Consider the following 13754-nt stretch of genomic DNA (forward strand, 5'->3'; position numbering starts at 1 on the left):
TTTCAGATCCTGTGGCGCTCGATCAATTGCTTGGCGATCACCGTGCGCAGTATTTCGTTGCTGCCTTCCCCAATGCACATCAGCATGCAGTCGCGGTAGTAGCGCTCGATGTCGTACTCCACGGAGTAGCTGTAGCCGCCGAAGATCCGCATGCCTTCCTGGGCGCAGAACACGCCGGCTTCCGAACCCGCGAGCTTGGCCATGGCTGCCTCGAGGTCGCAGCGGATGCCCGCGTCGTACTTGCGCGCGGCCTGTTCGATCAGGCGCTTGGCGCCCTCGACCTGGGTGGCCATGTCGGCCAGCTTGAGCTGGATGGCCTGGTGGTTCCAGATTGGCTTGCCGAACGCGCTTCGCTCCTGCGCATAGCGAAGCGAGTGCTTGAGCGCGCCCTCGCCGATGCCGGCGCCGCGCGCCGCCACATTGATGCGCCCCAGTTCCAGCCCGCCCGCCGTCTGGATGAAGCCGCGGCCTTCCTCGCCACCCAGCAGGTTTTCCTTGGGCACGCGGTAATTGTCGAAAGACAGCTCGCAGGTGTCGATCGCGCGATAGCCCATCTTCTTGAGCTTGCCGGCGACGACGAATCCCGGCCCCTTCTCGGCGATCAGCATGCTCATGCCCTTGTGGCGCGGCTGTGCCTGCGGGTCCGTCTTGACCAGGAGCAAGGTGCCGTTGCCATGCAGGCTGTTGGTGATCCAGGTCTTGCTGCCATTGACGACGTAGTGGTCGCCCTCGAGCTTCGCCGTGGTGCGGATCGCTTGCAGGTCGGAGCCGGCATTCGGCTCGGTCAGCCCCAGGCTACCGCGAAACTCCCCTGTCGCCATCAGCGGCAGGTACTTGCGCTTCTGCGCTTCGGTGCCGGAACGCTCGATGGCGGAAGCCATGATGAGGTGGGAGTTGAAGATGCCCGAGGGCGCCATCCAGATCGAAGCGACCTTCATCACGATCTGCGCGTAGGTCCAGGAGGAGAGGCCGAGGCCGCCGTACTCCTGCGAGATGGTCGCCCCGAAGAGGCCCAGCTCCTTCATCTGTTCCACCACTTCGGCGGGGTATTCGTCGGCCAGGTCGAATTTGCGCGCCACGGGCCGCAGTTCCTTCTCGGCCCACACCTCCACCGCATCGACAATTGCCCGCTCGTCGGAATCAGTCTGGCTCGTGTTCGTGTTCATGGCGGCTCCGGCTCAGTAATTGACCTTGTCTTCCACGCTATGGCCCGTTTTGGCAATGAGCATGGTGCGGGTGAACGTGCAGACCACGGTGCCGTCCTGGTTCTTTCCGATGGTCTTCACCGACACGATGCCCGCGCCGGGGCGGGAAGCCGACTCGCGCTTTTCCAGCACTTCGCTTTCGGCGTAAAGCGTGTCGCCCGCGTAGACAGGATGCACCAGCTTGATGTCGCTCCAGCCGAGATTGGCCACGGCCTTCTGGCTCACGTCGGACACGCTCATCCCGACCATCAGGGCCACCGTGAAGGGGCTGCAGATGATGCACTTGCCGAACTCGCTGGCCTTGGCATATTCCTCGTCGAAATGCATGGGGTGCGTGTTCATCGTGAGCAGCGTGAACCAGATGTTCTCCGTCTGCGTCACGGTGCGGCCGGGCCGGTGCTCGTAGATGTCACCGACCTTGAAGTCCTCGTAGTGGCGCCCAAAGGTTTCGCGGTATCGGTTCTCGCCTGTTTTCTTCGCTGTTTGCACCATGGTGTGATTCCTTTGGAAATTGAATTAGGCGTTTAGCGCCGGGGGGTCGCCGGCCTTCGTCGCGTCATCGGCAATCTGCACGATGCGCCGGGCTTTCATCAGCACGGGGGCGTCCACCATCTTTCCCTGGAAAAGGAAGGCGCCGGCCGCCATTGCTGTGGACTCTCGCGTCGCGTTGGCGTCGAGCAGGGCGCGGGCCCACACCACCTCGGCGGGGTCCGGCTCGAAGGCGGAATGAATGGTGGAGATTTGCCGCGGATGAATCGCGGCCTTGCAGGTGAATCCCAGGCGCCGCACGGCCCGCGTTTCGGCGGCCAGGGCCGGCAGGTCGTCCAGGTCCAGGTGAGGCACGTCCCAGGCCTGCAGACCCGCGGATCGGGCGGCATTGACCAGCCGCCCGCGCGCGCTCAACAAGCCGTCCCAATCGAAGGCGGCGCCCAGTTCGACGGAAAGGTCGGCGCCACCGAGCATCAGCGCGGCGAGCTTCGGCGCGCCGTTCCTCGCAGCCGCAGCCATGGCCGCGGCGTTTTCCACGCCCAGCGGCGTTTCGACGAGCGCCACCAGCGACCGGAACGAGTCGGGTGCCCAGCAGTGGATGAGGCTCAGGTCCTGTGCGTGTTCGACCTTGGGCAGGACCAGGCAATCGAGGACGGCGCCGGATTCGATCAGGGCCATCACATCCGCAAGCCCTTCGCGGGTACGCAGGCCGTTGAGCCGCAATGCCAGCCGTGCCGCCTCTTGCGAGCGGCCGCGCTGGGCCGCGAACGCGAGGGCTTCGCGGCGCGCTTCGGATTTGTGCGCGGGGTGGACGGCGTCTTCCAGGTCGATGCAGACCAGGTCGGCGCCGGCTGCAAGAGCTTTGGCAAAACGATCCGGCTTCTCGCCGGATACGAACAACATGGAGCGGGGTTCGTGAAACATTCAGGAGCTAAAATATGTCCGGACAAGTATATTTTTTCCAGGCGCGCCCGTCAAGGACTGGCCGCCGCTTCCGGAAGGTAAAAGATGTCTGTACAAGATAGCAAGCTACCGTCACTTTCACGCTCGCTGCTCATGGCGGCCGCACGGCCAGTGGATGCCCGGGCGCGGTCGCGCGCTGTGCTGCACTGGCTCGACTGGATCGGCTGCGTAGCGGCGGGAGCGCGCGCGCCCGTCAGTGACGCGATGCGCCGGCTGCAACTGACACCGGGTATGCCATGCAGCACGCCGTCTCTGCTGGGGATGGCGCAGGACGCGTGGCACGCCACCCTGCTCGATGCGGGGCCGGCCAACGTCGAGGAAATGGACGACATGCACCGGCAGGCGATCCTCCACCCGGGGCCGGTGATCATGCCGGCACTGGCGGGCCTGGCCCGCCAAGGTGCCCTCAGCACCGCGCAAACGCTGGACGCGGTGGTTCGCGGCTACGAGATCATGATCCGGGTCGGCCGCGCGGTGGGGACGCGGCACTACTACTTCTGGCACAACACGGCGACCGCGGGGGTGTTCGGGGCGGCCGCCGCCTGCGCGGATGCGCTGCAGCTGTCACCGGACCAGGCCGTTTGGGCGCTGGGCAATGCCGGAACAAAGGCTGCCGGCTTGTGGCAGGTCCGGCTCGAGCCTGTCATGTCCAAGCAGCTCCACACCGCACACGCAGCCTGGGCCGGCAGGACCGCGGCGTCGCTGGCCGCCGCCGGCTTCACCGGGCCCGAAAGAATCCTGGAGGGCGATCGGGGCTTCTTCGCCGCCATGTGTCCCGGTGCGGATATCGAGGCGGTGAGCAGGACAGAGAAGGATTGGCTCATTCATGAAACGAGCTTCAAGCCCTGGCCCGCGTGCCGCCACACCCACGCCACGATCGATTGCGTGCTCGCGATGCGAGAACAAGGCATGGGCGGGCCTTTGCGCTTCGACGCATGCGAAGTGGAGAGTTTCAGCGATGCGCTTGGCATCTGCGACAACCCTCAGCCGCGCACGCGCACGGAAGCCAAGTTCTCGTTGCAGTACTGCGTTGCCGTAGCGGCCGCCATGGGCCCCTTGCGGCCCGAGTTCTTCGACGAAGCGTTCTTTCTTCGGCCCGACCTGGTAGAGGCCGCGAAGCGCGTCAAGCTCAAGCCCTCGGCCGCTATCGACGATGCCTACCCCGACCACTACGGGGCTCGCGTCACGTTTCATCTGCGCGACGGCGAAACACGCGCCCACGAAGTGAAAGACTCACTCGGCGATCCCGAACGCCCCATGACGGCAGAAGCCTTGTTCGACAAGGCCCGCATGCTGATGGCCTACGGCGCCGTTCCGGAGGAGCGCGCCGAGGAAGTCATCCAGGCGGCCAGGTCCCTGCTCGATGCGCCGCCAGCGGCACTGGCGGCGCCGTTTCCCAAGGCCCTGCTGGCGCCGTTGTTCGCGTTCTCCTAGGACTTGCCCATGACGTAGTCCGGAAACCACGTCACGATTTCCGGAAAGGCAATGATCAGGCCGGTCGCCGCGCACAGCAGCAGGAAGAAGGGAATGGCCGCCTTGGCGATGGTCATCATGGTTTCACCGCTCATGTTCTGCAGCACGAACAGGTTGAAGCCCACCGGCGGGCTGATCTCCGCCAGCTCGATCATGATGATGATGTAAATGCCGAACCAGACCGGGTCGAACCCCGCCGCCTGCACCATCGGCAGCACGACGGCCGTGGTAAGCACGATCATCGACACGCCGTCCAGGGCGATGCCCAGGATCAGGTAGACCACGGTGAGTACCACCATGAGCGAATAAGGCGACAGCTGGAGCGAAACCACCCATTCGGCCAGTGCCCGGGGAATTCCGGTGAAGCCCATGGCCACCGTGAGGAAGCTGGCGGCCCCCAGGATGAACATGATCATGCAGGTCATGCGCAACGCGCCCGACAGGCTGTCGGAGAAATTCTTCCAGTTGAGGTTGCCGCCACTGACTGCGATGATGAGGGCGCCCAGCACGCCGAACGCCGAGGCCTCGTTCGCCGTGGCGACGCCGAACATCATCGAGAGGAACACCAGCAGGATCAGCAAGATCACGGGGATCAGGCCGCGGGTTGCTTTCACCCGCTCCATGAGCGTGGTCTTGATGGTCTGGGGCGGCATCTTGTGCGGGTGCCGCAAGGCCCAGTAGATGATGTAGCCGGAGAACATGGCCAGCAGCAGGAAGCCGGGCATGATGCCCGCGAGGAACATGCGAATGATGGAAACATCCGCCGCCACCGCGTAAACGATCATCGCGATCGAGGGTGGGATCAGGATGCCCAGCGTGCCCGCACCGCACAGCGACCCCAGGCTCACTCTCTGGTCGTAGCCGCGCTTGGCCAGTTCCGGCAGCGAGATTTTCGCGATGGTGGCGCAGGTGGCCGCGGAGGAGCCGGACACCGAACCGAAGATTCCGCAGCCCAGGATGTTGACGTGCAGCAGCCTGCCCGGCAGCCGGTCGAGCCAGGGCGCGAGCCCCGCGAACAGCTGCTCGGCCAGTCGCGTGCGAAACAGGATTTCACCCATCCAGATGAACATCGGCAGCGAAGCGAGCGACAGCGACGAGTAGGTGTTCCAGTAGGAAGTGAACAGGTTGATCTCGGGCTTGGTGGTGGAGAAGAACGCCACTCCGGCCCAGGCGACGATGCCCAGCGTGAAGGAGATCCATAAGCCGCCCGCGAGCAGCAGGCACAGCAAGATGATGAGGAATGCCGAGGTTTGCAAGTGTCGCTTTCAGTGCATGGTGACGTCTTCGACCGACATCGGTTTCTCGGCCATGAGCAGCGCGGCGGGCGTGCGAATGGCTTGCACCACTTCGTCGATGATGGCCACTGACAGCAGGATGACGCCCAGAAGAAAGCTGAGCGGGGGAATCCAAACGGCTATCTCGATCATCCCCTGCGTGGTCTCTTCGCTGCGGTAGCCGTCCCACAGGTAGCTGCCCACCGCCCACAGCATGTAGGCGCTGAAAACGATCGCCAGCGCCAGGCAGCCCAGCAAGATGGGCTTTCTCGCCCGGTCGGGCAACGTGTCGATAAGCACGCCGACGCGCACCATGTCGCCACGCTTGAAGGTCGCGGGCAGCGCCAGGAAACCCGCAGCAGCGCAGAACCACCCGATCAGCTCGGATGCCCCGGGGATGTAGCCCCCGAGCTTGCGCAGGATCGATTCGATGATCATCACCGCAAAGATGGCCACCAGGAAGACGCCCGCCAGGAACAGGCTGCCGTCATAGGTCCGATCGAGGATCTTGCGCATGGCAATGCCTCAGCTCATTTGTTGATGGCGGTGCGGTAGGAGGCAAGCGCCTTCACGGCATCGTCTCCCATCGGCTTGGCGTAGGCCTCCCACAGCGGCGCCGTGCGCTTGCGCATCTCGTCGACGACTGCCTTGGGCATCGGCGCAATGGTCATGCCCTTGCTGGTGAGTTCCGCGACTTTCATGCGGTGGTCGCGCTTGCTGGTTTCCCAGAATTGCGGCTCCATCTCGCGCGCCACGCGCTCTATCGTCGCCTGCTGCGCCGGGGTGAGCTTCTTCCAGGTGTCCAGGTTGATCGTCATCACGTTGGAAGCCCAGATGTGATTGGTCTCGTAGCCGTACTTCATGAAGTCCCAGTACTTCTGCGCAACGGCGGTGCCAGCCGAGGTGGGCACGCCATCGAGCATGCCGGAACCCAGGGCCTGCAGGATTTCCAGGTTGGTCATCTGCACCGGGACCATGCCCAGGCGGTTGATCCAGTCGGTGGTCAGCTTGTCCAGGGTGCGCATCTTGATGCCCTTGAGGTCATCGATGCTGGCCACCGGCTTCTTGGTGAAGAAGAACTGGTTGGGCCACGGAACGATGTAAAGCGCCTTCTGGTTGTTCTTCGCGAGGATGCCTTCCCACAGGGGCCGGAATTCCTTGTGGAGTTGCTTGAGCTGGTCGTAGTCGCCCACCAGGAAGGGGAGCGTCTCGACCGCCAGGGCCGGGCCGCGGCTCGCGTTCTGGAACAGTGCCAGGTCGCCCATGGGCACTACACCCTCGGAGATGGCCCTCACCGATTCGTTGGCCTTGACGCCGAGCTCGCCGCCCGGGCGGGCGGTCATCACCACTTCGCCCTTGGTCTCCGCCTTCACGCGCTCAGCGAAAGCCGCGGCGTTGAGCGAGTGGAACTCGTTAGGCCCCCACGGAACGGAAATCTCGAGCTTGACTTGTGCACTCGCGCCGGCCGAGGCGAGAAACATCGCCGCGGAAATCGCCAGCGGGCGCACAAGCCGCCCCAGGTTTTGAAAATTGCCCATCACACACCTCATTGGTTGACCCAGGAACTAAGAAGATGCACGCCATAAAGCGGGTTCGTGCACGCCAGACCCAAATTAGACAATATGTCCGTACAAGTGTAAAGAGGGAGGACCTCCCCCGCCTGCCATTTTTTCATTTAAAGGGCGTGCGGAACCGGTCACCGACCCACGGTTTGGCCGCATGCAGGAAGCATGCCAATTTGTACGGACAGCTTGGAATCAGGAGCGCCTGAGCGTGGAGGCGTAGGTGAAGAGAGAGCCGTGATACAGCGAATGCGCCACCACCAGCAGCCGCCCGGCCGCATCGTAATAGTGACGCACGATCTGGAAGGCGGCGTCGCCGGCCTTGACGTGGAGCAGCTTGGCTTCGGCGTCGGCGACGTTCACCGCATTGAAAGCCTGCTCGATGCGGTCGATCTTCCGGACATCGACGGTGTTGACGATCTCCTGGGCGGCGGTTTCCTCATCGAGCAGCTTCCTGGCCTGCATCTTGGTCCGCACCGCCACGTAGACATCGACCAGCGCCAAGGGGCGGACATCGTTGCGCGGGTATCGGATCGAGCGCACCCAGATGCAGGGGGTCTTGCCCAGGTGCGTCACCTGGCTGGCGAATTGGTTGGCGTCAGGCTCGACTTCCTTGCTGGACAGCACGTGCAGCCGGGTGGCTTTGCCGTGGTGCAGCATGTCCTCGATGGTCTGGATGTTCTGCTCGTACCGCACCGGCGGGCTGGTCGCGACCACGGTGGAACCTGAACCCTGGCGACGGGTGATCAGGCCCTTGTTCTCCAGCTGCCGCAGGGCCTCACGGGTGGTGTGACGGCTGACGCCGAAGCTGTCGCACAACTCCTTTTCGGTGGGCAACGATGCGCCAATGGCGTAGCGGCCCTCCTTGATTTCGTCCATGAGGTAGCCGGCCAACCTTTTGTAATAGGGGCCCGATCCATCCTGCAGCATCGTTTGGGTTTCTTGCGCCATTTGAGGTAGATAGCTCGTCCGTTGCTTGATTTCGCGTGGAGTATGCCTGCATAATATGTACGGACAACTTATCACATCCGCATGCACTACGCAACTTACTTCGAGGCGGTCGACATCGCACAACTGATTCGCGACTTTCCGGTCGGCGAGGCTTTTACCGCCCGGTACGCCGGAATGTCCCAAGACGCCCTCCGCGCGCACCAGAATGCGCTGTTCGCCCGCCAGCTCCGGCGCGCCTGGCAGCTTCCGTTCTACCAGCGCCTGTGGGGCGCCGCCGGGATCGCGCAAGGCGACATTGGGTCGGTCGACGACATCGCCAAATTGCCGAGCTTCGGCAAGCAGGAGATCATGGAGTCGATCGCGCGGCACCCGCCGCTGGGCGATCATCATGGGCGCGAAATCCCGATCGACGGCGCCATCTACCCGATGATCCTCCATGCGACCAGCGGCACCACCGGACGGCCGCAACCGCTGCTGTTCAGCCCGCGCACCCGCGAGGTGCAAAAGCTCATGCTGGCGCGCGCCTACACGATGCAGGGCATGCGCCCCACCGATGTGGTGCATTCCGTCTATGGCCATGGCCCGGTGAATGGCGGCCACTACATCCGGGAGGCAGTGATCCACCATTCCGGCGCGACCTTCTTTTCGGCCGGCACGGGCGTTGAAACCCCGTCGGTCAAGCAGGTCGAACTCATGCGCGACTTCGGCGCAACCGTCATCGTGGGATTTGCCGACTACATCAAGCGGCTGGCGGACGTCGCGCGCGAACAGGGCCTCGTCCCAGGCAAGGACATCCCCGTGCGCATGATTTCGGGGCACCTGGCGAAAGACGCACGCGACGAGCTGTCCCGGGCCTGGGGTGGCGTGGAGCTCTACGACTGGTACGGCGTGGGCGACACCGGGCTGATCGCCGCCGAAGGGCCGGACCACGACGGCATGCACATCATGGAGGATGCCCACTGGGTGGAAATCTGCGATGTGGACAGCGGGGCCCTGGTGCCCCACGGCGAGACAGGCGACATGGTGGTGACCTGCCTCTTCACCGAGGACATCTTCCCCATGATCCGGTTCAACACGCACGACGTCACGCGCTGCCTGACGACCCCGTCCAAGATGAATCTGCCGTTCCGGCGGATCGAAGGCTTCCTCGGGCGCAGCGACAACATGGTCAAGCTGCGCGGCATCAATGTGTATCCGCAGGCGCTGTCGTCCATCCTTGCCGGCATGCCGGGTTTCAGCGGCGAATATCTTTGCACACTTACCCGTGATGCCAAGGGACGGGAAGACTTGCTGGTCAGCATCGAGTGCTCAGGGGCTCGCAATGATGCCTCGACGGCCAGCTATGCCGCGCTGCTCAAGCACAAGCTCGGCGTCGAAGTCCATGTCGAGCTGGTGGAGCCCCGCACGCTCTCGCCGCTTACGGGCATCGAGACGCGGCAAAAGCCCATACGCCTCCTCGACAAGCGCTGAAGGCCATGGCCGTCGATCCCTTGCTGCTTGAGAGTGCGTCCACCCAGGCTCGCCTGATGGCCACGAAGAAGGTGCTGCCGTCCGAGCTGCTGCGCGAGCAGCTGTCGGCGATTGCGCGGCTGAATCCCCTTATCAATGCATTCGTTCAGGTGCTGACGCCGGAGCCCGCGCACTCGGACGCGGGATCGCCGCTTGCGGGCACGGCCTTCGCCGTCAAGGACAACATCGACGTCGCTGGACTGCCGTCGCATTCGGGTTTGCGGGCCCTGCACGCCCAACCGGCGCAGCGCGACGCAAGCGTGGTGGCGAGGCTCAAGGCAGCGGGGCTGGCCTGCCTGGGCAAGCTGAACATGCATGCGGTGGCGCTTGGCGCGACCAACCACAACGCCGACTTCGGCAACTGCTACAACCCGGTACGCACCACGCACACACCCGGCGGCTCCAGCGGCGGATCCGCCGCGGCAGTCGCCGCTGGCCTGTGCGGCGTAGCGCTGGGCACCGACACCATGGGGTCGGTGCGGGTGCCCGCCTCGTACTGCGGCGTGGTCGGCTTCAAACCCGGGTTCGACGCCTTACCGGTCGACGGCGTCATGCCCTTATCGCAGTTGTTGGACCATGTCGGCATTCTCGCGCGCAGCGTCGAGGACGTGGTCCACGCCTTTCAGGCCATGACCGTGCCTCGCGCTGGCGCGCATCGCACGGCGGGCCGCGTTGCATCGAACGCGTATGAGTTCGCTGCGCCCGCCAATCTGGACCAGCTCGGCGTCGACCCGGAGGTGCGTGCAGCTTTCGAGGCCGGCTTGGCGCGGCTGCGCGAGCAAGGCTTCACGCTGCATCCGGTGGTCATCGCCCACGAGCTGTTTTCGCCGGCGCGGCGCGCGGGTCTGCTGATCGGTGAAGCCGGCTTGCGCAACACGCTCGCCACCGTGCTCGAGCACAGGCGCGACGAGATGCCGGCAGACCTGCTCGCGATGATCGATTACGCCGGCACGCGCAGCGCGACCGACCTGGCGAGAGCCCTGGCGACGGTGGTGAGCGCCGGCCAATGGCTCACCCGGACCATCGAACCCTTCGATGGCCTGCTCCTGCCCACGACACCTCAGACGGCGTTTCCCATGGCCGGCCCGGTACCGCATAACCAGGCGGATCTGACGGCGATGGCCAACATGTCCGGTGCGCCCGCCATCAGCCTGCCGCTGCCGGTGCCGGCCGGCGAATTGCCGATTGGCCTGCAACTGGTGGGCCGCCGCGGCCAGGATCTGGAACTGCTCGAGGCGGCCACTCGCGCCGAGACCGCGCTGCGCTGACGGCGTGCGGGCCGCCCGGGCCGCTCAGGGCAGCATCTCGCGCGCACGGCGCTCCAGCTCCTCTCGATCGACGGGATCGGCGATCGCAAGCATCCGCCGCACTCGCTCGTCCAGCGTAGCGTCACGCAGGCGCGCCACGCCGTGTTCCGTCACCACCACATCCGCGTCGGATGCGGCCACGGTCGCCGGCCCGGATAGCCGCGCCACGATGCGCGTCCGGCCCTGCGTGCCGCCGGTACGCGACGGCAGCGCCACGATGGCCTGACCCCGCGTCGAATGGCGAGCTGCGCGAATGAAATCGTTAAGGCCGCCGACGCCCCCCACGTAGCGCATCGCGCCCTGCTGGGTGGCGATCGTCTCCGCGTTCACCTGGCCGATCAGGTCTACCTCGATGGCGCTGTTGATAGCGACGAAGTCATCGTGCTGGGCAATCACTTCGGCACTGTGCGTGTAGTCGGGCGCCCGCAGCTGAACGGCGGGGTTCAGATGGCAGAAGCGGTAAAGTGCCTCGCCGCCGTAGACGCAGCCGGTCACGGCCATGTGGCTTCCCGCCGGCTTGCGTGAGTTGTCGAGCGCGCCGGACTGGATGAGGCGAAGCACCCCGTCGCTCAGCATTCCACTGTGCAAACCAAGATGCCGGTGACCCGCCAACGCGTTGAGCATCGCCGAGGGTGTACTTCCTATGCCAACCTGGATGCAGGCGCCCTCGCCGACTATGGCGGCCACATTACGTGCCAGCTGTCGCTCGATGTCATCTGGCGCTCGTTCCTGCAGATCGGCAAGGGGATAGCTGGTTTCCATCACCGCATGGATCTTGATGTCGGCTGGCCAGGGCGCGCCGAGAATGCAAGGGGACTGGGCGTTGATCTCGGCGACCACCGTGCGCGCGCTGCGCGCGGCTTCCAGGATATAGCCATGGGAAGCCCCCAACCACAGCTCTCCGTCAGGGTCACGGGCCAGGCTGAGAAGTACGACGTCGGCGCGCTCGGTTTTCTCGGCGTAGGCAGTCCCGCAGCGGCTGTACGGCGTGAGGCTGATGCGCACGGTACGGTTGCGCGCCATCGAACCCGCGCTGCCCATGCCACCGAATGTGGTGAGAACGACCTGGCTGGGCAGGGCCGCCGCCGCCGGGGAGAAAGGCACGCCCAATGTCACGTCAAAGGGAAAATCCAGCCCCGCATCGGCCAGGGAGTGCAACAGCATCACCGGCTCGCTCGTCATGTGCGAACAGACGACCTGGTCGCCTTCCCTGACGAGGGCGCGCCAATCGATGGGCACTGCGGGGACCTCAGGCTGCTGCAAACGGCACCTGGTGCGCGAAATGCTCGGCGATCGCCTGGCGCGTGGCGATCCAGGGGCCGCCCGGCTCCAGGCTGCGCTTTTTCACGTGCGCCAGGAATTTCTCCAGCGCGCCGATCCGGCCCGGGCGCCCGATGATCCGCAGGTGCAGGCCGATCGACATCATGTTGATTTCGTGCTCGCCCTCCCGCAGCGTCCACTCGAAGTTGTCGATGGCGTACTTGAGCCACTGGTCCGGCGTGTACGACGGCTCCGACCACATCTTCATGTCGTTGTTGTCGACCTGGTAGGGCAGCACCACGATCGGCCGGCCCTCGTGCTGGTCCCAGAACGGTTCGTCGTCGCTGAGGTCATCCATGTGGTACAGGAATCCCTCCTCGATCAGCAACCGGCGGGTGTTGGGCGTGGTGAGGTAGCGCGACAGCCAGCCCACAGGCTTGCGCCCAGTGCTCTGCTCGATGGACGCCACTGCCTTGCGGATGTAGGCCCGTTCCTCGTCCTCGTTCATATTGAACTGATGGGCCCAGCGGTAGCCATGCGAGGTGACTTCGTGGCCCTGGCGCACGATCTCCCGCGTGAATTCGGGTGCCCGCTCCAGGGCCAGCGCGCAAGCCGTGAAGGTGGCCTGGATCCCATGCGCCTCGAGCAGCCGCATCACCCTGGGCGCGCCCCGCTTAATCCCGTACTGGTAATTGGACTCGTTGCCGAAGTTACGTATGGGACGCTTCAGGGCGATCCCCATCTCATCCACCGGCTCGGGGTACTTGTCGCCATCCAGGATGCTGGCCTCGGCCCCCTCCTCCACGTTGACGACGATCGACAGCGCAAGGTTCGCGTTGTTGGGCCAGGGCCAGGCCTTGGATGACTTCTGGAATTTCATGATTGGCTTGCGGCAAGTTGTACGGACATATTATGATGGACTCCGGCGCGTATTTCAAGCGCGCCCTACGCAAGGGCGAACATCCATGACATCCATTTCTTTGCGGCAGGACGGTGCTGTGGCCCGCCTCTACATCGACAACCCGCAGCGCAAGAACGCCATCTCGCGCGCGATGTGGCAGGCGGTGCCCGCCCTGGTGGCGCAAGCGCTGGCGCATGAAGGCACCCGCGCCCTGACGGTGCAGAGCGCTGCGCCGGGCTGTTTTGCCGCGGGCGCGGACATCAGCGAGTTCGAAGCCACTTTTTCGGACCCGGCCGAATCGCTGCGCGCCAACGCCGAGATCCAGGCGGCCGTCAACGCGCTGGCCGCTTGCCCGGTGCCCACCCTCGCCCTCATCGACGGCCCCTGTGTCGGCGGCGGGGTGGCGCTGGCCGTGGCCTGCGACGTACGGCTCGCCAGCCCGCGCGCCCGTTTCGCCGTCACGCCCGCCAGGCTCGGCCTGTCCTACCACCCCGATGATGTCGCGCGGCTGGTTCGTGCCTGTGGCCGCGCCCAGGCCAGCGAGCTGCTGTTCGCCGGGCAGGTCTGGAGCGCCGAAAGGGGCCTGGTCGCCGGGCTCGTCAACGAGATTTTCTCCATCGGGGAATTCGAGGAGGCCGCGGCTCAACTGGTGGCCTCCATCTGCGCCAATTCACTCAGCGCGAACCTTGCGCTCAAGCGTGCGCTCGCCGCTGTCGAGTCGCGAGATCCCGCAGCCCTGCGCGAGGCCGAATCCGAATTCACGGCACTCTTCTCCGGCGCCGACTTCCATGAGGGCCGCGATGCCTTCCTGCAGAAGCGGAAGGCGTCTTTCCCCTCTCACCGTAGCCCCAAGGATTGAC

General features: G+C 64.9%; 13 protein-coding genes. 4 read left to right on the forward strand and 9 right to left on the reverse strand.

Annotated features, from left to right (window positions below; all coding sequences use genetic code 11):
• Positions 1-2: 2 nt before the first annotated feature.
• From HNE04_RS15025 to HNE04_RS15035, 3 genes are read right to left on the reverse strand one after another with little or no spacing between them, the layout of a single operon-like run.
• Positions 3-1166 carry an acyl-CoA dehydrogenase family protein gene (locus tag HNE04_RS15025; protein WP_172220521.1) on the reverse strand — a complete coding sequence of 388 codons (1164 nt, stop codon included), beginning with the start codon at positions 1164-1166 and terminating at the stop codon, positions 3-5.
• A gap of 12 nt (positions 1167-1178) precedes the next feature.
• On the reverse strand, positions 1179-1697 hold the full coding sequence (locus HNE04_RS15030; protein WP_172220524.1) for a MaoC family dehydratase: 519 nt from the start codon (positions 1695-1697) through the stop codon (positions 1179-1181).
• Positions 1698-1721: 24 nt separating this feature from the next.
• A complete protein-coding gene (locus HNE04_RS15035) occupies positions 1722-2597 on the reverse strand; it encodes an HpcH/HpaI aldolase/citrate lyase family protein (RefSeq protein WP_235965041.1) in 876 nt (291 codons plus the stop codon).
• Between the two features lie 105 nt (positions 2598-2702).
• Here HNE04_RS15035 and HNE04_RS15040 point away from each other — a divergent pair, with 105 nt between their 5' ends.
• Positions 2703-4091, forward strand: coding sequence for an MmgE/PrpD family protein (locus HNE04_RS15040; RefSeq protein ID WP_172220530.1), 1389 nt, complete (start codon positions 2703-2705; stop codon positions 4089-4091).
• On the opposite strand, the gene HNE04_RS15045 is transcribed toward HNE04_RS15040, so the two are convergent.
• The 4 genes from HNE04_RS15045 to HNE04_RS15060 form a co-directional block, all read right to left on the reverse strand.
• On the reverse strand, positions 4088-5386 hold the full coding sequence (locus HNE04_RS15045; RefSeq protein ID WP_172220533.1) for a TRAP transporter large permease: 1299 nt from the start codon (positions 5384-5386) through the stop codon (positions 4088-4090). The genes HNE04_RS15040 and HNE04_RS15045 overlap by 4 nt on opposite strands.
• Positions 5387-5395: 9 nt before the next feature.
• Entirely contained in the window at positions 5396-5920 is a 525-nt protein-coding gene (locus tag HNE04_RS15050; RefSeq protein WP_172220536.1) for a TRAP transporter small permease, read from the reverse strand.
• Positions 5921-5934: 14 nt separating this feature from the next.
• The gene (locus HNE04_RS15055) at positions 5935-6942 is read right to left on the reverse strand and encodes a TRAP transporter substrate-binding protein (RefSeq protein WP_172220539.1); all 1008 of its coding nucleotides are present in this window, start codon (positions 6940-6942) and stop codon (positions 5935-5937) included.
• A 219-nt stretch (positions 6943-7161) separates the two neighbouring features.
• A complete protein-coding gene (locus HNE04_RS15060; protein WP_172220542.1) occupies positions 7162-7917 on the reverse strand; it encodes a GntR family transcriptional regulator in 756 nt (251 codons plus the stop codon).
• A gap of 81 nt (positions 7918-7998) precedes the next feature.
• Between HNE04_RS15060 and HNE04_RS15065 the strand changes: the two genes are divergently transcribed.
• Both HNE04_RS15065 and HNE04_RS15070 read left to right on the forward strand, forming a co-directional pair.
• Positions 7999-9387, forward strand: coding sequence for a phenylacetate--CoA ligase family protein (locus tag HNE04_RS15065; RefSeq protein WP_172220545.1), 1389 nt, complete (start codon positions 7999-8001; stop codon positions 9385-9387).
• A gap of 5 nt (positions 9388-9392) precedes the next feature.
• Complete coding sequence (locus tag HNE04_RS15070; RefSeq protein ID WP_172220548.1) at positions 9393-10694, forward strand: amidase; 1302 nt, start codon at positions 9393-9395, stop codon at positions 10692-10694.
• Between the two features lie 24 nt (positions 10695-10718).
• Here HNE04_RS15070 and HNE04_RS15075 read toward each other — a convergent pair whose 3' ends face one another.
• Positions 10719-11996 carry an acetyl-CoA hydrolase/transferase family protein gene (locus HNE04_RS15075; RefSeq protein WP_172220551.1) on the reverse strand — a complete coding sequence of 426 codons (1278 nt, stop codon included), beginning with the start codon at positions 11994-11996 and terminating at the stop codon, positions 10719-10721.
• Positions 11983-12873 carry a polysaccharide deacetylase family protein gene (locus tag HNE04_RS15080; protein ID WP_172220554.1) on the reverse strand — a complete coding sequence of 297 codons (891 nt, stop codon included), beginning with the start codon at positions 12871-12873 and terminating at the stop codon, positions 11983-11985. Before HNE04_RS15080 ends, HNE04_RS15075 begins: the two co-directional genes overlap by 14 nt.
• An 85-nt stretch (positions 12874-12958) precedes the next feature.
• Here HNE04_RS15080 and HNE04_RS15085 point away from each other — a divergent pair, with 85 nt between their 5' ends.
• Positions 12959-13753 carry an enoyl-CoA hydratase/isomerase family protein gene (locus tag HNE04_RS15085; protein ID WP_172220557.1) on the forward strand — a complete coding sequence of 265 codons (795 nt, stop codon included), beginning with the start codon at positions 12959-12961 and terminating at the stop codon, positions 13751-13753.
• Position 13754 lies beyond the last annotated feature (1 nt).

Origin of the sequence: Caenimonas soli, assembly GCF_013155545.1 — a bacterium.
GTDB lineage: Bacteria > Pseudomonadota > Gammaproteobacteria > Burkholderiales > Burkholderiaceae_C > Ramlibacter > Ramlibacter soli.

Bases quoted from the DNA above. Each gene is read 5' to 3' on its own strand.
- HNE04_RS15025 (WP_172220521.1), bottom strand. From the start codon at position 1,166: ATGAACACGAACACGAGCCAGACTGATTCCGACGAGCGGGCAATTGTC.
- HNE04_RS15030 (WP_172220524.1), bottom strand. From the start codon at position 1,697: ATGGTGCAAACAGCGAAGAAAACAGGCGAGAACCGATACCGCGAAACC.
- HNE04_RS15035 (WP_235965041.1), bottom strand. From the start codon at position 2,597: ATGTTGTTCGTATCCGGCGAGAAGCCGGATCGTTTTGCCAAAGCTCTT.
- HNE04_RS15040 (WP_172220530.1), top strand. From the start codon at position 2,703: ATGTCTGTACAAGATAGCAAGCTACCGTCACTTTCACGCTCGCTGCTC.
- HNE04_RS15050 (WP_172220536.1), bottom strand. From the start codon at position 5,920: ATGCGCAAGATCCTCGATCGGACCTATGACGGCAGCCTGTTCCTGGCG.
- HNE04_RS15055 (WP_172220539.1), bottom strand. From the start codon at position 6,942: ATGGGCAATTTTCAAAACCTGGGGCGGCTTGTGCGCCCGCTGGCGATT.
- HNE04_RS15060 (WP_172220542.1), bottom strand. From the start codon at position 7,917: ATGGCGCAAGAAACCCAAACGATGCTGCAGGATGGATCGGGCCCCTAT.
- HNE04_RS15065 (WP_172220545.1), top strand. From the start codon at position 7,999: ATGCACTACGCAACTTACTTCGAGGCGGTCGACATCGCACAACTGATT.
- HNE04_RS15070 (WP_172220548.1), top strand. From the start codon at position 9,393: ATGGCCGTCGATCCCTTGCTGCTTGAGAGTGCGTCCACCCAGGCTCGC.
- HNE04_RS15080 (WP_172220554.1), bottom strand. From the start codon at position 12,873: ATGAAATTCCAGAAGTCATCCAAGGCCTGGCCCTGGCCCAACAACGCG.
- HNE04_RS15085 (WP_172220557.1), top strand. From the start codon at position 12,959: ATGACATCCATTTCTTTGCGGCAGGACGGTGCTGTGGCCCGCCTCTAC.